Below are 16,486 nucleotides of genomic sequence, written 5' to 3'. Positions count from 1 at the left end.
TCGCTCGTATACCGGACGCGGAAACCTTTCCGGTGGCGTGCCCGCTAAGGTGGGCGGTACGCACGGCGACTGGCGCACGGAGAACGGACTCCGGGGGAGTCGTGCGCGCACGACCGCATACAGGGCCGCTCGCCTGGGCCTCGCGGGGACGAGAACCGACATCGACCCCGGAGGAGCCGCCGTGACCGCGCACCGCCACCCCGCCCTGACCGCGACCGACCCCGAACTCGCCTCCCTCGTCGCCGCCGAGGAGCAGCTCCAGGCGCAGACGCTCCGTCTGATCCCCAGTGAGAACTACGTGTCGGCCGCGGTGCTCGAAGCCTCCGGGACCGTCCTGCAGAACAAGTACAGCGAGGGCTACCCGGGCCGCCGCTACTACGAGGGCCAGCAGAACATCGACCGGATCGAGGCGTTGGCCGTCGAGCGGGCCAAGGGCCTGTTCGGCGTCGACCACGCCAACGTCCAGCCGTACTCCGGCTCGCCCGCGAACCTGGCCGTGTACCTGGCCTTCGCGCAGCCCGGCGACACGGTGATGGGCATGGCCCTGCCGATGGGCGGGCACCTGACGCACGGCTGGGGAGTCTCGGCGACGGGCAGCTGGTTCCGCGGCGTGCAGTACGGGGTCTCCGCGGAGACCGGGCTGATCGACTACGACGCCGTGCGCGACCTCGCGCTGGCCGAACGCCCGAAGATCATCTTCTGTGGTGGCACCGCACTGCCCCGCACGATCGACTTCGAGGCCTTCGCGTCCATCGCCAAGGAAGCGGGCTCGGTCCTCGTCGCCGACGTCGCCCACATCGCGGGCCTGATCGCGGGCGGGGCCCACCCCTCCCCTGCGGGCCACGTCGACGTCATCTCCACGACCACCCACAAGACCCTGCGCGGCCCGCGCGGCGCGATGCTGATGTGCCGCGAGGAGCACGCCAAGGCCATCGACAAGGCCGTCTTCCCCGGCCTCCAGGGCGGCCCGCACAACCAGACGACGGCGGGCATCGCGGTGGCCCTGCACGAGGCGGCGCAGCCGTCGTTCACGGCGTACGCGCACGCGGTCGTGGCCAACGCGAAGGCGCTGGCCGCGGCGTTGCTGGAGCGCGGCTTCGACCTGGTGTCGGGCGGTACCGACAACCACCTGATCCTGATCGACCTGACCCGCAAGGAGGTTCCGGGCAAGGTCGCGGCGAAGGCGCTGGACCGGGCGGGCATCGTCGTGAACTACAACACGGTGCCGTTCGACCCGCGCAAGCCGTTCGACCCGTCCGGGATCCGGATCGGTACGCCGTCGCTGACCTCGCGCGGTCTGACCACGGAGCACATGCCGCAGGTCGCCGACTGGATCGCGCGGGCCGTGGATGCCGCTGCGGGTGGCGACGAGGCGGGTCTGGCCGCGATCCGGGCCGAGGTCGCCGACCTCATGGCCGCCCACCCGGCGCCGGGCCTTCCGCTGTCCTGACCCTGCGGGCCGGCTTCCCGGGGGCTCCGCCCCGGACCCCCGCGCCACGGACGCCGGCGGGCCCGGAAGCGGTCGCTCGGCCGGGTCGGGATCCGGCCGCCCGGCTACCGCCCGGTACGTGGACGGTGTCCGGGCCGGGCAGGCCCGCGGGGGTGTGACCCGTGTCGCACCCCCGCGGGCAGCAGACGTCTTCCGGCCGGTAAACGGCCCGAGTCGGTGCGCGCACCTGAGAGAATGAAGCCATGGCTTCTGATCGTCCTCGCGCGCTCTCCGGTATCCAGCCCACCTCCGGTTCGTTCCACCTCGGGAACTACCTCGGAGCGATCCGCCAGTACGTCGCCCTCCAGGAGACGCACGACGCGTTCTACATGGTCGTCGACCTGCACGCGATCACCATGCCGCAGGACCCGAAGGAACTCCGGGCGAACACCCGGCTCTCCGCGGCGCAGCTGCTCGCCGCCGGCCTCGACCCGGAGCGCTGCACCCTCTTCGTCCAGAGCCACGTCCCCGAGCACGCGCAGCTCGCCTGGGTCATGAACTGCATCACCGGCTTCGGCGAGGCCAGCCGGATGACCCAGTTCAAGGACAAGTCCGCCAAGGGCGGGGTCAACGCCGCCAGCGTCGGCCTGTTCACGTACCCGATCCTCCAGGTCGCCGACATCCTGCTCTACCAGGCGAACGCCGTCCCCGTCGGCGAGGACCAGCGCCAGCACATCGAGCTGACCCGCGACCTGGCCGAGCGCTTCAACCAGCGCTTCGGGCAGACGTTCACCCTCCCGGCCGCGCACATCGTCAAGGAGGTCGCGAAGATCTACGACCTCCAGGACCCGGCGATCAAGATGTCGAAGTCCGCGTCCTCCCCCAAGGGCCTGATCAACCTCCTCGACGAGCCGAAGGCCACCGAGAAGAAGATCAAGAGCGCGGTCACCGACACCGAGGCCGAGATCCGCTTCGACACGGAGAAGAAGCCGGGCGTCAGCAACCTGCTCACGATCTACTCCACCCTGACGGGGGAGACGATCCCGGCCCTGGAGGCCCGCTACGAGGGCAAGGGCTACGGCGCGCTGAAGACCGACCTCGCCGCCGTGATGGTCGACTTCGTCACGCCGTTCAAGCAGCGCACCCAGGAGTTCCTGGACGACCCGGAGACGCTCGACGCCCTCCTGGCCAAGGGCGCCGAGAAGGCCCGTGCGGTCGCCGCCGAGACCCTGGCGCAGGCGTACGACCGCCTCGGCTTCCTGCCCGCGAAGCACTGACCCGGCCCCGCCGGAGCACCCGGCGGAGTCCCGGCGGAAGAAGGCCCCTGGCATTCCGGGGGCCCTCGGCCGCACACTGGATCGGCACGGCACGCACACATCCGGCACACGGACGACCAAGGAGAGCTACGTGGGGACCGTAACGCTCGGCGTTTCGATCGCGGTCCCGGAGCCGCACGGCACCCAGCTCCAGGAGCTGCGCGCAGGCTTCGGTGACGCCGCCGCGCACGGCATCCCCACGCACGTCACCCTCGTCCCGCCCACCGAGGTGGACGCGGACCGGCTGCCGGAGATCAGGGCCCACCTCGCCGAGGTCGCGGCAGCCTTCGGGCCCTTCGCGATGCGGCTGGAGGGCACCGGCACCTTCCGCCCGCTCTCCCCGGTCGTCTACGTGAAGGTCGCCGAGGGCGGCGCTGGCTGCACCCGCCTGCAGGGCCTGGTCCGCGACCCGGCCGGGCCGCTCGACCGGGAGCTGGCGTTCCCGTACCACCCGCACGTCACCGTCGCCCACGGGATCTCCGAGGAGGCGATGGACCTGGCCTTCGCGGAGCTCGCCGACTACGCGGCCGGGTGGATGTGCACCGGCTTCGCGCTCTACGAGCAGGGCTCGGACGGGGTGTGGCGCAAGCTGCGCGAATACCCTTTCGGCAGCGGCGCGGCGGGCACCGTCCCGGCGCAGGCCGGCGCCCCGGCCGATGAGGCCGCGGACACCTCCGTGCAGCAGCCCTGACGCGGCTCCCGCCGCAGCGGCCGCAGGACCCGGCGGGCCCGGAATCCGATCGAGCGCAGAACCAGCTGGTGGAACGGGCGAAGACCGTGGCGGAAAGTCACAATCGACGACCGTAGTCCCAGAAGGTCGCAATCCCTGCGATTTGCGCAGGCTCCTTTACGGTGAGCCCATGGACTGGCTGAAGAACCTCCCGGTGGTCGGCCCGGCGGCCACCCGGCTGATGCGAACCCATGCCTGGCGCTCGTACGAACGCCTGGACCGCACCCACTGGACCCGGCTCGCCGCCGCGATCACCTTCATCAGCTTCGTCGCGCTCTTCCCGCTCCTCGCCGTGGCCGCCGCCGTCGGTGCGGCCCTGCTCAGTCAGGAGCAGCTGGACCGGCTGCAGAAGACCCTCGCCGAACAGGTCCCCGGCATCTCCGACCAGCTCAACATCGCCGGTCTCGTCGACAACGCGGCCACCATCGGACTCGTCGCCGGCGCCCTGCTGCTCCTCACCGGCATCGGCTGGATCGGGAGCATGCGGGAGTGCCTGCGCGCCGTCTGGGAGAAGGACGACGAGGGCGAGGAGAACGTCCTCGTCCGCAAGGGCAAGGACACCCTCGTCCTGCTCGGCCTCGGCGCCGTCGGTCTGGCCTCTGCCGCCGCCTCGATCATCGGCGCCACCGCCGTCGGCAAGTTCGGCGGCTGGCTGGGCGTCCCCCAGCAGGGTGCGGGCGGCGTGGTCCTGCGCACCGCGGCCTTCCTGGTCGGCGTGGTCGCCGCGTTCCTGGTGCTGCTGTACCTGCTGACCCTGCTGCCCGGGGCGGAGCCGCCGCGCCGCAGCCTGATCCAGGCCGCCCTCATCGGCGCGGTCGGCTTCGAACTGCTGAAACTGCTGCTCGGCGGCTATATGCGGGGCGTCGCCACGAAGAGCATGTACGGGGCCTTCGGCGTGCCGATCGCCCTGCTGCTCTGGATCAACTTCACCGCGAAGCTGCTGCTGTTCTGCGCGGCCTGGACGGCGACCCGCCCCCGCCCCGCGGACGGGAGCGAGGACGCGGGCGCGGGCCCGGGCGCGGTCGCGAACGAGGACGAGCACGGGGGCCGGCAGGGGGCCGGGGGCCGGGGCGCAACCGGGAACTGACCCTCCCGGCCCGGCTCAGGGCGCGTCGGTACCGGCCCGCTCCTTCCGGCGGCCGCGCTCCGCCAGCGGCCAGCGCCGGTTGACGGCGTACGCCCCGACCGCGACGACGGCCAGCGCCCCGCCCGCGACGCCGAGCGCGGTGCCGAGCCCGCCGCCCCGGCCGGCGCCGTCCGCCGACCGGTCCCGGTCGTGCGACTTGGCGGGGGAGCCGTGCGGGGAGCTGTCGGCGCCGTGGGGCGGCACCAGCTCCCCGACCGGCTTGACCTTCCCGGCCGCCGCGAAGCCCCAGTCGAGGAGCTGGGCGGTCTCCTCGTAGACGGAGTTCGCCCCTCCGTCGGTGTTCATCACCGTGACCAGCAGCTTCTTGTCGCCGTGCTGGGCGAGGCCGGTGAAGGTGGCCCCGGCCATGGTCGTGTTGCCGTTCTTCACCCCGGCGATGCCTTTGTACGGGGTGAGGCCGCCGGCACCGGTCATCAGCCGGTTGGTGTTCTGGATCTCGAAGAACTCGCGCGGCTTGCCCGCCTCCTGCTCGCCGGGGAACCGGGCGCTGGCCGTGCCGCAGTACTCGCGGAAGTCCTGCTTCTGCAGGCCGGAGCGGGCGATCAGGGTGAGGTCGTACGCGCTCGACACCTGCCCGGGGGCGTCGTACCCGTCGGGCGACACGACGTGGGTGTCGAGGGCCTGGAGTTCCTCGGCGTGCGCCTGCATGTCCCGCACGGTCTTCTCGATGCCGCCGTTCATGGCGGACAGCACGTGCACGGCGTCGTTGCCGGACCGCAGGAACACCCCGAGCCACAGGTCGTGCACGGCGTACTCCAGCCCCTCCTTGATGCCGACCAGGCTGGAGCCGGCCCCGACACCGGCCAGCTCCTGCTCGGTGACCTTGTGGAGCCGGTCCTTGGGGAGGCCGGGCAGCAGCGTGTCGGCGAAGAGCATCTTCATCGTGGAGGCCGGGGGCAGCCGCCAGTGCGCGTTGTTCGCCGCGAGGACCTCCCCGGTCTCGGCGTCGGCCACGATCCACGACCGCCCGGTCAGGTTCGCCGGCAGGGTGGGCGCCCCGGCGAGCGGATTGACCTGCACGCCCGGCTTGCCGAGCAGGGCCCCGCCGACGGTCGACATCGACGCGGGCGGTGCGGGCGCGCCCGGTGCCTGCTGCGGCTGCCCCTTGCCGTCGGCCGGGGGCGCGGGCGAGGCGTGCGCGGGCACCGTGAAGAGGGAGGGGGCCAGGAGCGCGGCGGAAAGGACCGCCATCGCGGTCTTCTTGGCAGACACGCAGGTGAACGTACATGCAGATGGGCATGCCACCGCCGGGGACCGGCCAAGTCGGCCCAACCACCGCCGGGACAGCCCACCCCGGCGCGTCCGTCCTGGGGACCGAACCGATACTGGGGGCATGAAACTCAGCCGTGCTGCTTCCTGGTTCCTGCTCGCCTTCGGCGTGTGGAGCTGGTTCATCTGGGTGTCTTTCGTCCGGAACCTGTGGAAGGACAGCAGCGGTATGGCTTTCGACGCGGCGGGCGAGCCCACCGCGTACTTCTGGGTACACCTTCTCCTGGCCGTGACGTCCTTTCTCCTGGGGACGGCCGTTGGTGTGATCGGGCTGCGCGGGGTGCTGGCACTGCGCCGGGAGTCGCGCGGCGGGCCGCAGCAGTGACCGTCGTGCTCCTCGCCGTCGTCGCCCTGCTCGTACTGGCCCTGTGGGGGCTGGTCCACCGGTGGTTGTGGGTCCGCCTGGTCCGCGACACCACCCGCCCCGGGAGCCGGGCCCGCACGGTGGGCACCGTCCTCGCCGTCGTACTGCCCCTGCTGTCGCTGGCCGCCCCGACCGCAGGCCGCGCCGGGGTCCCCTTCGTGCTGGAGCAGGTGGTGGCCTGGCCGGGCTACCTGTGGCTGGCCGTCCTGCTGTACCTGAGCATGGCCCTGCTGGTCGCGGAGCCGGTGCGGGCCGTGCTGCTGCGCCGCCGCCCGGCGGGCGGTCCGCAGCCGCAGCCGGGGCCGGCGGCCGAACCGGCGCGCGAGCCGCAGCCGCAGGCCTCCGCCCCGGTCGGGGCGGCGGCGCAGGCCTCCGCCCCCGAGCCGGGCCCGGAGGCACCCGCGCCGGAAGGGCCGTCGGGGCCGTCCGGGCGGTCGGGCGAGTTGTCGGAGAAGCCCTCGGACAAGCGCTCGGACAAGCGCTCGGAGGAGCCGTCGGACGCAGGGATCGGCCGTCGGCTGTTCGTCGCGCGCGCCGTCGCCGGCGTCGCCGTCGCGGCCGCCACCGGGACCGTCGGGTACGGGACGTACGGGGTGATGCGCGGGCCGCGCGTGAAGCGGGTGCAGGTCCCGCTCGCCAAACTGCCCCGCGCCGCCCACGGCTTCCGCATCGCCGTCGTCAGCGACGTCCACCTCGGGCCCGTCCTCGGCCGGGCGCACGCCGCCCGGATCGTCGAGACCGTCAACCGCACCCAGCCCGACCTCATCGCCATCGTCGGCGACCTGGTCGACGGCGACGTGGCCGACCTCGGCCCCGCCGCCGAACCCCTGGCCGGGCTGCGGGCGCGGCAGGGCGCGTACTTCGTCACCGGGAACCACGAGTACTTCTCCGGGGCGCAGCAGTGGATCGACCACGTCCGCGAGCTCGGCCTGACCCCGCTGGAGAACGCCCGCCGCGCCCTGCCGCACTTCGACCTCGCCGGGGTCAACGACGTCCAGGGCGAGCGGGAGGGCAGCGGCCCGGACTTCCGCGCGGCCCTCGGGGACCGGGACCGGTCCCGCGCCGCGGTGCTCCTCGCCCACCAGCCGGTGGTCATCCACGACGCCGTCCGCCACGGCGTCGACCTCCAGCTGTCCGGGCACACCCACGGCGGGCAGATGTGGCCCGGCGAGTACCTCGCCGAGCTGGCCAACCCGACCGTCGCCGGCCTCGAACGCTACGGGGACACCCAGTTGTACGTGTCCCGCGGCGCCGGCGCCTGGGGACCGCCGGTCCGGGTCGGCGCGCCCTCCGACATCACCGTCGTCGAACTCGCCTCGTACCAGGCCTGACCGGACGGCGCCGGCGGCCGCTCAGCCGCTCGCCAGGCGCCGTTCCCGGCCGTCCAGGACGAGGTCGAGCCCGTAGTCGAACCCGGCCCCGTGGTCGTACCCGGGCTGCATGACGTGCTCCCGCGCGAACCCGGCCAGGCGCGGGTCCTCCCGGCCGGGAACTGGGCGAGGAAGTCGACGACGTCCTCGCCCACGTCCTGTGGTTCGAACGGCAGGGCGGCCCTACGCGGTGCGCCGGGCCCTCGCCCCGCGCGGGACCCTCGTCATCGCCGGCGGCAAGGACGCCGGGGACTGGGTCGGGCTCGGTCGGCAGTTCCGGGCGGTCGTGCTGTCGCCCTTCGTGCGGCAGAGGCTGACGATGTTCGTCGCGAAGACCGGGCGGGCCGACCTCGAAGCGCTGAACGAGCTGGTGGGGGCCGGGCGGCTGACCCCGGTCGTGGCCGCCACCCACCCGCTGGCCGACGTACCCGAGGCGGTACGCCGCCTGGCGGCGGGTCAGGCCCGCGGCAAGACCGCCATCACGGTCCGCCCGGCGGAACCGCAGCGCCGCTAGGACTTGGGCGCCGTCTCCGTCTCCGTCTCCGTCGTCTCCGGGGCGGGGTCCGAGGCGCGCTTCTTCTTCGACACGGCCGTCTGCGCCATGCCGGGCAGGAAGTCCGCGAACAGCTCGTGCAGCTCGCGGACCAGCGGACGCAGCACCCGGAAGCGGGCCAGGGCGATGCCGCGGGCGGTGAGCTGGGCGCCGCGCTCGGCGAGCCGCCGGGTCTTGACGCTGTCGGGGGACCGGTCGAAGACCCAGTACAGGACGAGCCCCATGTGCGAGAGCCACATCAGCTCGGGCAGCACGTCGACGAGTTCGTCCGGCACCTTGGTCTTCGCGCCGGCCAGGACCTCGCGGTGCATGTCGATCGCGAGCTTGCGGGCGGGCTCGGACTCGGGGGAGAAGGGGCTGAGCGGGCTCTCGGGGTCCGCGGCGTTCTTGAAGAACTGCGAGGCGAACTCGTGGTACGGCGCCGCGATGTCGAGCCAGCTCAGCAGTACGCCGGCGAGCCGCTTCTGCAGGTCGGTCTCGTTGTCCAGGATGGGCCGGACCGCCGCCTGGTGGGCGGCGCCGATCCGGTCGTAGAAGCCCTGGACCAGGTGTTCCTTCGACTCGAAGTAGTAGTAGGCGTTGCCGACCGAGACTCCGGCCTCCTTGGCGATGGCCCGCATGGTCGTCTTGTCGAAGCCGCGCTCCTGGAAGAGGCGGAGCGCGGTTTCGAGGATGAGCGTGCGGGTCTGCTCGCTCTTGGGAGCCTTCTGATCAGTCACGGTGTCCGAGCCTATCGGGGTGCGCGGCAGTGCTCGCCACAGGCGGGTGCTTCCGCGCCCGGTCCGGGCTCTGCTCCGGGCTCCGAGCCGGGCTCTGTGCCGGGCGCCGTGCCGGGTTCGGTCCTCACGGCCTGCCGCCAGGCGGAGGCGGTGTACATGGCGCCCCGCGCGAAGGGCCGGCCCGCCGGAGTGGCGAGCCAGTTGGCCTTCGGCCGGTGCTCGGCCAGTGCCCACAGGCAGACGATGAAGGCGTCGGTGCCGGTCCACACCTGGCCCGCGTCCCCGACCACGGTGATCTCGCGGAGCGTCGAGGCGTGGTCGAGTCCGGGGAACCTCCGCCGTGCCTCCGCGGACGCGGCCGGCACGAGCCGGAGCGGGACCAGCCACCGCTGCCCGAGCAGCCAGTGCCGGATGTGGACGCACAGCGGGCAGTCCGCGTCGTACAGGACGGTCAGGTGCCGGGTGGCGGCAGCCCCTGCTGCCGGTGCCATCGGTCAGGCCCCGGCAGCAGGAGCGGTCCAGGCCTGCGGTGCGACCGGCGGCGTCTGCTGGCGCTCCATGATCCCGCGGCGGCGCATCTTGTTCAGCACCCACACGTTGCCGAGGTGCATGACGCCGAGGACGAGCAGGACGACGCCGAGCTTGACCGAGAGGACCTCGAAGAGCGTGCGGGCGGAGTCGATGGTGTCGGCCGACCGCAGGTAGAGGGTCACGAAGCCGATGTTGACGAGGTAGAAGCCGACCACCAGGAGGTGGTTCACGGCGTCCGCGAGCTTCTCGTTCCCGTTCAGGACGTCGGCGATGAAGATCCGTCCGTTGCGGCTGAGGGTCCTGGCGACCCAGATGGTCAGGCCGATGCTGATGAGCAGGTAGATGACGTACGCGACCACGGTGAGGTCCAATGCCCTCGCCCCCCTTGAACGTGTTCAACTCGTTGGCAGGACTGACTGTAGACCTCTTTTTGAACAGGTTCAAGCCTGTGGTGCGGGGGCGGCGCGGCGCTGTTCACGGCCCCCGGACGGCCACTGTCGGTGCCCGCGGATACGCTTCCGGCCAGACGGGTTTGACGACGGGTCAGGCACACCGAGCCGGGGAGGCACCTGCTGGCCCTGGTCGCCCTCATCGGCCGGGGCCTGTCCGGGGAGGTGCTCGTCACCGAGCGGCGGCGGCAGCTCGACACGGTCGGCGTCCGGTGGCGTACGGGCTACTCGGCCTGGGAGCAGGCGCTGGTGGACGGTGAGCTGGCCGCGGTCGTCCCGAAGCTGGCCCGGCCGGTGCTCAACGTCGGCCGACGCCAACGCGATGTGGGACCCGCACAACGCCACCGCCCTGCGCGGGCTGGCCTGGACGCTGGCCGTCCTGCCCCCGCACCCCGATTCCGTGCCCGCCCTCGGTCGCCTCGCCGAGGCCGCGCTGTGCCGGCGGGAAGGGCACGGGGCCCTGAGCCCGAGGGTCGCGGGCGCCTGCGTCACGGCACTGGCCCGTACCGACGGCGAGCCCGCTCTAGCCGAACTGTCCCGGCTCGCCGGCCGTGTCACCCACAAGCCGACCCGCAAGCTCCTCGACGCGGCCCTGGAGTCCCGCACGACATCCCGGTAAACGGCCGGGAGCAGCCGGCGAAGGGCTGGCGTTTCGGCTGCCGGTCGCTCACGCGGCCGTTACACGGAACCCGGCCACCGGGACCTCCGGCCGCACTACCCGGCTCCGTCCCTGCACCCACCGGCCGCGAGGACCTCGGCGACGTCCAGCACGACCTTGGCCCCGATCGACTCGGGCAGCGCCACCAGCTCGCCGGGGGCGTGGACGCGGTGGGTGGCGTACTCGTCCTGCGCCGGGTCGGTGAGGACGTGCAGGCGGTTGTGCCTGCGGTCGACGATCACGTACACCGGGACCTGGGCATTGGCGTAGGCGGCGACCTTGGTGCGCAGGTCGGTCTGGTAGTTGGAGGAGGTGACCTCCAGTACCAGGCGGAACACGACCGGGTCGTAACAGTTGTTCTGGACCTCGTGGTCCCTGTAACCGGCGTCGACCAAGGACAGGTCCGGGATGGCGTAGTCCGAGGGTCCGGCGGGGAGCCAGAGCCCAAGACCCTGGATCAGTTTCGCCTCCTCACCGTGCAGCCCCGCCACGACGAAGGGCAGGATGAGGTCGGTCAGGACTTCCCCGTGGGGGCCGTCGGCTGGTGGGGACACGATGATCTGTCCTCCGATGATCTCGACGCGGTAGCCGGGGTTCCGCTCCATGAGCCGGTTGGCCTCGTCGAGGAGGGACCGGTCGCCGTAGGGCTGCTCAGCGGGTGCTGCGGACATCACGTGCCTCCCGTGGGCTGCTGTCGAGGGCATCATCGTAGGGCGCGGACCGCTCCGGCGGCCGGATTCCGCGCCCTCACCCGAACGGGCCAGGACGTCTGCCGGCTCAGGGCCGGGTCAGGTCCGCGGTCAGTTCGAGGCCCTTGGCGGGACCGTCGGGGATGGCCGTGGGGGTGCCGTAGGCCACGGTGGTCTTCGTGGCGTACACGCCCTTCTCCGGGTCCGGGGAGCTGAACACGGTCACGGTGCCCTCGTCCTCGAAGTCGTCGACGACGACGTAGACCTCGATCCCGGCCAGTGCGTAGCGGCGGCGCTTGCGCACGTGGTCCCGCCGGTGGGCCTCCTTGCCGGGCGAGACGATCTCCGCCACGAGCGGCACACGGGTGGCGTCCACCCCGAGGCCCTCCTCGTCGGGGATCTCGTCCAGGTCTTCGGGCCCCACGAAGAGGTCGGGGATGCAGACCTTCCGGCCGTGGATCACGTTGCCGTCCTGGTACACCTCCAGGCCGCTGCCCGTGAGTCGGGATTCGAGCAGCCTGCGCAGGCGATGGACGAGCACGGTGTGGCGGCGACGGCCGGTGGGGGACACCTCGATGGACCCTTCGATGATCTCGGCCCGGTAGCCCTCCGGAAGGTCCATCGCCTTCCAGGCCTGCCAGAGGACCTCGTCGAGGCCCGGGTCGCACGGCGCCTCGTGGGCGAGAGCAGACATGGAAAGCACCTCCTTCGCTCAGTGTGGGTGCGGACGGCGCTCCGGTACAAGCGGCATCGGCGACGCTACTCCGTCCGGGCGTCGCCCCGGCCTGATGAAAGGTTCATCCCGTCAGGCGTTCATCCCCACGGGTAAGCACGACGCGAGGGCCCCGCGCCCGGGGTGAACCGGGTGCGGGGCCCTCGTATGTGCGACGCGGGTGACCGGAGGGTCAGAAGCGACGGGTGATCAGGGCGCGCTTGACTTCCTGGATCGCCTTCGTGACCTCGATGCCGCGGGGGCACGCGTCCGTGCAGTTGAAGGTCGTGCGGCAGCGCCACACGCCGTCCTTCTCGTTCAGGATCTCCAGGCGCTGCTCGCCGGCCTCGTCACGCGAGTCGAAGATGAAGCGGTGCGCGTTGACGATCGCCGCCGGGCCGAAGTACTGGCCGTCGTTCCAGAACACCGGGCAGGAGGAGGTGCAGGCCGCGCACAGGATGCACTTCGTCGTGTCGTCGAAGCGCTCCCGGTCCTCCGCCGACTGCAGGCGCTCGCGGGTCGGCTCGTTGCCCTTGGTGACCAGGAACGGCATGACGTCCCGGTACGCCTGGAAGAAGGGCTCCATGTCGACCACGAGGTCCTTCATCACGGTCAGGCCCTTGATGGGCTCGACGGTGATGGGCTTCTCCGGGTTGATGTCCTTGATCAGCGTCTTGCACGCGAGGCGGTTCTTGCCGTTGATCCGCATCGCGTCGGAGCCGCAGATGCCGTGCGCGCAGGAGCGGCGGAAGGTGAGCGTGCCGTCCAGGTCCCACTTGATCTTGTGGAGACCGTCGAGCACGCGCTCCTTCGGGTCGATCTCGACCTGGAAGTCCTGCCACTCGGCCTGGTCGGAGACCTCGGGGTTGAAGCGGCGGATCCGGAAGGTGACCGTGATGTACGGGGAGGCGGCGGACTCCGCCTCCACCTTTTCGAGGGTCGGGGTGGCCATCAGTACTTACGCTCCATCGGCTGGTAGCGGGTGGTGACGACGGGCTTGTAGTCGAGCCGGACGGAGTCCTTGCCGTCGGCCGCCACCTCGCGGTACGCCATGGTGTGGCGCATGAAGTTGACGTCGTCGCGGTTCGGGTAGTCCTCGCGGTAGTGACCGCCGCGGGACTCCTTGCGGGCCAGGGCCGAGACGGCCATGACCTCGGCCAGGTCGAGCAGGTTGCCCAGCTCGATGGCCTCCAGCAGGTCCGTGTTGAACCGCTTGCCCTTGTCCTGGATCGCCACGTTCTTGTAGCGCTCGCGCAGCTCCGCGATCTTCTCGACCGCGGTCTTGATGGTCTGCTCCGTGCGGAACACCGACACGTTCGCGTCCATCGTCTCCTGCAGCTCGTTGCGCAGGTCGGCGACCCGCTCCGAGCCGGTGGAGTTGCGCAGCCGCTCGACCAGGTCGACGACGAGCTGGGCCGGGTTCTCCGGCAGCTCGACGTAGTCGGACGTGGCGGAGTACTCCGCGGCGGCGATGCCCGCGCGGCGACCGAAGACGTTGATGTCCAGCAGCGAGTTGGTGCCCAGGCGGTTGGCGCCGTGCACCGACACGCACGCGACCTCGCCGGCCGCGTACAGGCCGGGGACGACGGTGGTGTTGTCCGCCAGGACCTCACCCTCGACGTTGGTCGGGATGCCGCCCATGGCGTAGTGGGCGGTGGGCTGGATCGGGATCGGGTCCGTGTAGGGCTCGATGCCGAGGTAGGTGCGCGCGAACTCCGTGATGTCCGGGAGCTTGGCGTCCAGCTGCTCCGGCGGCAGGTGCGTCAGGTCCAGGTACACGTGGTCGCCCTCGGGACCGCAGCCGCGGCCCTCGCGGATCTCCGTGTAGATGGAGCGGGACACGACGTCACGGGACGCGAGGTCCTTCATGACCGGCGCGTACTTCTCCATGAAGCGCTCGCCGTCCTTGTTGCGGAGGATGCCGCCCTCACCGCGGGCGCCCTCCGTCAGCAGGATGCCCATGCGCCAGATGCCCGTCGGGTGGAACTGGAAGAACTCCATGTCCTCCAGCGGCAGGCCGCGCCGGTAGCAGGCCGCCTGGCCGTCACCGGTGAGGGTGTGCGCGTTGGAGGTCACCTTGAAGAACTTGCCGTTGCCGCCCGAGGCGTAGACGACGGCCTTCGCCTGGAAGATGTGGATCTCGCCGGTGGCCAGCTCGTACGCGACCACGCCGGCGGACTTCCTGACGCCGTCGACCTCGGTGATCAGCTGGTCCAGGACGTAGAACTCGTTGAAGAACTCCACGCCCTCCTTGACGCAGTTCTGGTACAGCGTCTGGAGGATCATGTGGCCGGTGCGGTCCGCGGCGTAGCAGGACCGGCGGACCGGGGCCTCGCCGTGGTTGCGCGAGTGGCCGCCGAAGCGGCGCTGGTCGATGGTGCCGTCCGGGGTGCGGTTGAACGGCAGGCCCATCTTCTCCAGGTCGAGGACGGCGTCGATGGCCTCCTTCGCCAGGATCTCGGCGGCGTCCTGGTCGACCAGGTAGTCACCGCCCTTGACCGTGTCGAAGGTGTGCCACTCCCAGTTGTCCTCCTCCACGTTGGCCAGCGCGGCGGCCATGCCGCCCTGCGCGGCGCCCGTGTGGGAGCGGGTGGGGTACAGCTTGGTCAGCACGGCGGTGCGGCTGCGCTTCGTCGCCTCGATGGCGGCGCGCATGCCCGCGCCACCGGCGCCGACGATGACGGTGTCGTACTTGTGGATCTTCATGAGATGTGTCGCCTCAGCCCCGTTGCCTAGCGGATGTTCGGGTCGAAGGTGAAGATCACCAGCGTGCCCAGAAGGATGGTGAACACCGTGGCGGTGTAGAGCAGGCCCTTCAGCCACAGACGCGTGTTCGCGCGCTCCGCGTAGTCGTTGATGACGGTACGCAGGCCGTTGGCGCCGTGCAGCATCGCCAGCCACAGCATCAGCAGGTCCCAGACCTGCCAGAACGGGGACGCCCAGCGGCCGGCCACGAAGGCGAAGCCGACCTTGGAGACGCCGCCGTCCAGCACCAGCTGGATCAGCAGGTGGCCGATGACCAGGACGACGAGGACGATGCCGGACAGGCGCATGAACAGCCATGCGGCCATCTCGAAGTTGCCGCGGGTCGAACGCGGGGTCTTGGCGGTGCGCTTGCGCGGTGCCTCGATGTACGGCGCCGGGTTGTCGACGTCGTAGAGGCTCACGCCCTCCACGTCGCCGATGGCCTGAGCGGAAGAAGTGTCAGAGGACATGCGCGTCACTTCCCGAACAGTTCGAGGTAAGCGTGGCCGAGGACGGGGTACAGCGCCCCGACCATCAGCACCAGCCAGATCGCCAGGACCCACCAGAGCATCTGCTTCTGGTAGCGGGGGCCCTTGGACCAGAAGTCCACTGCGATGACACGGAGACCGTTCAGCGCGTGGAACAGGATGGCGGCCACGAGGCCGTACTCCAGCAGCGCGACGATCGGCGTCTTGTAGGTAGCCACGACATCGTCGTACGCCTCAGGGGAGACGCGGACGAGAGCGGTGTCGAGGACGTGTACGAACAGGAAGAAGAAAATGAGGACGCCGGTGACTCGATGAGCCACCCAGGACCACATTCCTTCCCGGCCGCGGTACAACGTTCCAGCCGGCACGGAAAACCCTCCGGAAGCGGGGCGGGGGCCTGCCGGCTTCGTTGTCGGTCGGGCCCGGCCGGGTACGGTCCACCGGCCCCGGACATCGTAGCGACGCTTTGTCGGTTCCTTCGCCCGGGGTCCTCCGGTGTGATCAAACAGGCACGGACGGCCTATCCCACGGGGGCGAATAGCCCGTTTCGGCCGCAGACACACCGTCCGGGGAGGTAAGCCAATGCGTCAGGTCGGTGAGCCTGGCCAGGGCCAGCCGGCGCAGCTCGTCCGCCGAGATGGCACGCTCCTCCTCGCGGTCCAGGGCCATCCTCCGGCGGATCGCCCCCAGCAGCTGGTCGGCCCGCTCCTCCGGGGGGTGCCCGTCCAGGCAGACCACGAAGGCGTGCCCGAAGGTGCGCTCGTACTCCGCGTGGGCCGCGTCCAGCGCCAGCTGGGCCGCGTACGGGGCGCCGTGGCCGAGCTCCGGCGGGAACTCCGCGGCGAGCGCCTCGGCCAGGTCCGCCTCGCCGAGGTCGTACGAGGCTTCGTCGGCAGCCGCCCGCAAGGCGCCCGAGTCCGGGTACGGTCTGTGGGCGGCCACCCGGTGCGCCCAGCGCCGGCTGCCGCAGCACTCCATCAGGACGGCCTCGGCCGCCTCGGCGGACAGGGCGTTGAAACGCGCCAGGCCGCCGGCCGGTGCCGGAAGATGGCTGGACAGCGGGGGCTCCTCGGGGCGCGGTACGGGCGTACCGCCACGCTAGCGACGCCGGACGGGGTGCGCCGGGCCGGTGCGGGGTTTTCCCCCGGAAGTGAGCCGAAAGGATGACGTGGTGAGGTCCACGGGAACGGGGTGGAAGACGACCGAGGCCGCCACCCCCCACAGGAGAGGCCCCGGTCGCCGTCCGTACGGACTCGTGCGACAAGCCCGTACCCATGACAGCGCCGCGGATGCGTTTTGTGTCACACCCCGGTTCGC

The 16,486-nt window shown here is 71.4% G+C and carries 19 protein-coding genes and 1 riboswitch; of the genes, 8 read left to right on the top strand and 11 right to left on the bottom strand.

Going from position 1 to position 16,486, the window contains the following annotated elements; all coding sequences use genetic code 11:
• Positions 1-55: 55 nt before the first annotated feature.
• Positions 56-146, top strand: a riboswitch (ZMP/ZTP riboswitch).
• Positions 147-181: 35 nt separating this feature from the next.
• From glyA to ACSHWO_RS13740, 4 genes are all read left to right on the top strand, one after another.
• Positions 182-1,450, top strand: coding sequence for a serine hydroxymethyltransferase (gene glyA / locus ACSHWO_RS13755; protein ID WP_361093566.1), 1,269 nt, complete (start codon positions 182-184; stop codon positions 1,448-1,450).
• Between the two features lie 242 nt (positions 1,451-1,692).
• Positions 1,693-2,706: a tryptophan--tRNA ligase gene (gene trpS, locus ACSHWO_RS13750; RefSeq protein ID WP_438312104.1), complete on the top strand. Its 1,014-nt coding sequence runs from the start codon at positions 1,693-1,695 to the stop codon at positions 2,704-2,706.
• Positions 2,707-2,836: 130 nt separating this feature from the next.
• Positions 2,837-3,436, top strand: a complete 600-nt coding sequence (locus ACSHWO_RS13745) for a 2'-5' RNA ligase family protein (protein WP_361093560.1) — start codon at positions 2,837-2,839, stop codon at positions 3,434-3,436.
• A 169-nt stretch (positions 3,437-3,605) separates the two neighbouring features.
• Positions 3,606-4,562 carry a YihY/virulence factor BrkB family protein gene (locus tag ACSHWO_RS13740; RefSeq protein ID WP_438312102.1) on the top strand — a complete coding sequence of 319 codons (957 nt, stop codon included), beginning with the start codon at positions 3,606-3,608 and terminating at the stop codon, positions 4,560-4,562.
• A gap of 15 nt (positions 4,563-4,577) precedes the next feature.
• Here the strand turns inward: ACSHWO_RS13740 and ACSHWO_RS13735 are convergent, their stop codons facing one another.
• Entirely contained in the window at positions 4,578-5,813 is a 1,236-nt protein-coding gene (locus tag ACSHWO_RS13735; protein ID WP_385847702.1) for a D-alanyl-D-alanine carboxypeptidase family protein, read from the bottom strand.
• A gap of 142 nt (positions 5,814-5,955) precedes the next feature.
• Here ACSHWO_RS13735 and ACSHWO_RS13730 point away from each other — a divergent pair, with 142 nt between their 5' ends.
• The 3 genes from ACSHWO_RS13730 (at position 5,956) to ACSHWO_RS13720 (ending at position 8,139) form a co-directional block, all read left to right on the top strand.
• A complete protein-coding gene (locus tag ACSHWO_RS13730) occupies positions 5,956-6,216 on the top strand; it encodes an SCO4848 family membrane protein (RefSeq protein WP_361093551.1) in 261 nt (86 codons plus the stop codon).
• Positions 6,213-7,586, top strand: coding sequence for a metallophosphoesterase (locus tag ACSHWO_RS13725; RefSeq protein ID WP_438312100.1), 1,374 nt, complete (start codon positions 6,213-6,215; stop codon positions 7,584-7,586). Before ACSHWO_RS13730 ends, ACSHWO_RS13725 begins: the two co-directional genes overlap by 4 nt.
• A gap of 109 nt (positions 7,587-7,695) precedes the next feature.
• Entirely contained in the window at positions 7,696-8,139 is a 444-nt protein-coding gene (locus tag ACSHWO_RS13720; protein WP_438312097.1) for a zinc-binding dehydrogenase, read from the top strand.
• Here the strand turns inward: ACSHWO_RS13720 and ACSHWO_RS13715 are convergent.
• From ACSHWO_RS13715 to ACSHWO_RS13705, 3 genes are read right to left on the bottom strand one after another with little or no spacing between them, the layout of a single operon-like run.
• Positions 8,136-8,897: a TetR/AcrR family transcriptional regulator gene (locus ACSHWO_RS13715; protein WP_438312095.1), complete on the bottom strand. Its 762-nt coding sequence runs from the start codon at positions 8,895-8,897 to the stop codon at positions 8,136-8,138. The two genes, ACSHWO_RS13720 and ACSHWO_RS13715, sit on opposite strands and share 4 nt — an antisense overlap.
• An 11-nt stretch (positions 8,898-8,908) precedes the next feature.
• A complete protein-coding gene (locus tag ACSHWO_RS13710; RefSeq protein ID WP_438312093.1) occupies positions 8,909-9,388 on the bottom strand; it encodes a thiol-disulfide oxidoreductase DCC family protein in 480 nt (159 codons plus the stop codon).
• Positions 9,389-9,391: 3 nt separating this feature from the next.
• On the bottom strand, positions 9,392-9,799 hold the full coding sequence (locus ACSHWO_RS13705) for a hypothetical protein (RefSeq protein WP_438312091.1): 408 nt from the start codon (positions 9,797-9,799) through the stop codon (positions 9,392-9,394).
• A gap of 400 nt (positions 9,800-10,199) precedes the next feature.
• On the opposite strand from ACSHWO_RS13705, the gene ACSHWO_RS13700 reads away from it, so the two are divergent.
• Positions 10,200-10,496, top strand: a complete 297-nt coding sequence (locus ACSHWO_RS13700) for a hypothetical protein (protein ID WP_438312089.1) — start codon at positions 10,200-10,202, stop codon at positions 10,494-10,496.
• Positions 10,497-10,591: 95 nt separating this feature from the next.
• Here the strand turns inward: ACSHWO_RS13700 and ACSHWO_RS13695 are convergent, their stop codons facing one another.
• From ACSHWO_RS13695 to ACSHWO_RS13665, 7 genes are all read right to left on the bottom strand, one after another.
• Positions 10,592-11,206 (bottom strand): Uma2 family endonuclease, encoded by a 615-nt coding sequence (locus ACSHWO_RS13695; RefSeq protein ID WP_385847636.1) that lies wholly within the window; start codon positions 11,204-11,206, stop codon positions 10,592-10,594.
• A gap of 106 nt (positions 11,207-11,312) precedes the next feature.
• Positions 11,313-11,918, bottom strand: coding sequence for a Uma2 family endonuclease (locus tag ACSHWO_RS13690; protein ID WP_385847632.1), 606 nt, complete (start codon positions 11,916-11,918; stop codon positions 11,313-11,315).
• A gap of 211 nt (positions 11,919-12,129) precedes the next feature.
• Positions 12,130-12,888: a succinate dehydrogenase iron-sulfur subunit gene (locus tag ACSHWO_RS13685; protein WP_361093530.1), complete on the bottom strand. Its 759-nt coding sequence runs from the start codon at positions 12,886-12,888 to the stop codon at positions 12,130-12,132.
• Positions 12,888-14,642: a succinate dehydrogenase flavoprotein subunit gene (gene sdhA / locus ACSHWO_RS13680; protein ID WP_361093528.1), complete on the bottom strand. Its 1,755-nt coding sequence runs from the start codon at positions 14,640-14,642 to the stop codon at positions 12,888-12,890. The genes ACSHWO_RS13685 and sdhA overlap by 1 nt, the downstream gene beginning before the upstream one ends.
• A 26-nt stretch (positions 14,643-14,668) precedes the next feature.
• Positions 14,669-15,151: a succinate dehydrogenase hydrophobic membrane anchor subunit gene (locus tag ACSHWO_RS13675; RefSeq protein WP_361093525.1), complete on the bottom strand. Its 483-nt coding sequence runs from the start codon at positions 15,149-15,151 to the stop codon at positions 14,669-14,671.
• 5 nt (positions 15,152-15,156) lie between these two features.
• Positions 15,157-15,537 carry a succinate dehydrogenase, cytochrome b556 subunit gene (gene sdhC, locus ACSHWO_RS13670; RefSeq protein WP_361093522.1) on the bottom strand — a complete coding sequence of 127 codons (381 nt, stop codon included), beginning with the start codon at positions 15,535-15,537 and terminating at the stop codon, positions 15,157-15,159.
• A gap of 133 nt (positions 15,538-15,670) precedes the next feature.
• Positions 15,671-16,147, bottom strand: coding sequence for a 2-oxo-4-hydroxy-4-carboxy-5-ureidoimidazoline decarboxylase (locus tag ACSHWO_RS13665; RefSeq protein WP_385847624.1), 477 nt, complete (start codon positions 16,145-16,147; stop codon positions 15,671-15,673).
• Positions 16,148-16,486 lie beyond the last annotated feature (339 nt).

Source organism: Streptomyces pallidus (ex Mingjun et al. 2026) (assembly GCF_051550185.1).
GTDB lineage: Bacteria > Actinomycetota > Actinomycetes > Streptomycetales > Streptomycetaceae > Streptomyces.
This window is presented reverse-complemented; position numbering and strand designations above follow the sequence as displayed.

What these genes read in the sequence shown, in the direction of transcription:
- trpS (WP_438312104.1), top strand. Translation starts at nt 1,693, where the DNA reads ATGGCTTCTGATCGTCCTCGCGCGCTCTCCGGTATCCAGCCCACCTCC.
- ACSHWO_RS13740 (WP_438312102.1), top strand. Translation starts at nt 3,606, where the DNA reads ATGGACTGGCTGAAGAACCTCCCGGTGGTCGGCCCGGCGGCCACCCGG.
- ACSHWO_RS13735 (WP_385847702.1), bottom strand. Translation starts at nt 5,813, where the DNA reads ATGGCGGTCCTTTCCGCCGCGCTCCTGGCCCCCTCCCTCTTCACGGTG.
- ACSHWO_RS13730 (WP_361093551.1), top strand. Translation starts at nt 5,956, where the DNA reads ATGAAACTCAGCCGTGCTGCTTCCTGGTTCCTGCTCGCCTTCGGCGTG.
- ACSHWO_RS13720 (WP_438312097.1), top strand. Translation starts at nt 7,696, where the DNA reads ATGACGTGCTCCCGCGCGAACCCGGCCAGGCGCGGGTCCTCCCGGCCG.
- ACSHWO_RS13710 (WP_438312093.1), bottom strand. Translation starts at nt 9,388, where the DNA reads ATGGCACCGGCAGCAGGGGCTGCCGCCACCCGGCACCTGACCGTCCTG.
- ACSHWO_RS13700 (WP_438312089.1), top strand. Translation starts at nt 10,200, where the DNA reads ATGTGGGACCCGCACAACGCCACCGCCCTGCGCGGGCTGGCCTGGACG.
- ACSHWO_RS13695 (WP_385847636.1), bottom strand. Translation starts at nt 11,206, where the DNA reads ATGTCCGCAGCACCCGCTGAGCAGCCCTACGGCGACCGGTCCCTCCTC.
- ACSHWO_RS13690 (WP_385847632.1), bottom strand. Translation starts at nt 11,918, where the DNA reads ATGTCTGCTCTCGCCCACGAGGCGCCGTGCGACCCGGGCCTCGACGAG.
- ACSHWO_RS13685 (WP_361093530.1), bottom strand. Translation starts at nt 12,888, where the DNA reads ATGGCCACCCCGACCCTCGAAAAGGTGGAGGCGGAGTCCGCCGCCTCC.
- sdhA (WP_361093528.1), bottom strand. Translation starts at nt 14,642, where the DNA reads ATGAAGATCCACAAGTACGACACCGTCATCGTCGGCGCCGGTGGCGCG.
- ACSHWO_RS13675 (WP_361093525.1), bottom strand. Translation starts at nt 15,151, where the DNA reads ATGTCCTCTGACACTTCTTCCGCTCAGGCCATCGGCGACGTGGAGGGC.
- ACSHWO_RS13665 (WP_385847624.1), bottom strand. Translation starts at nt 16,147, where the DNA reads ATGGAGTGCTGCGGCAGCCGGCGCTGGGCGCACCGGGTGGCCGCCCAC.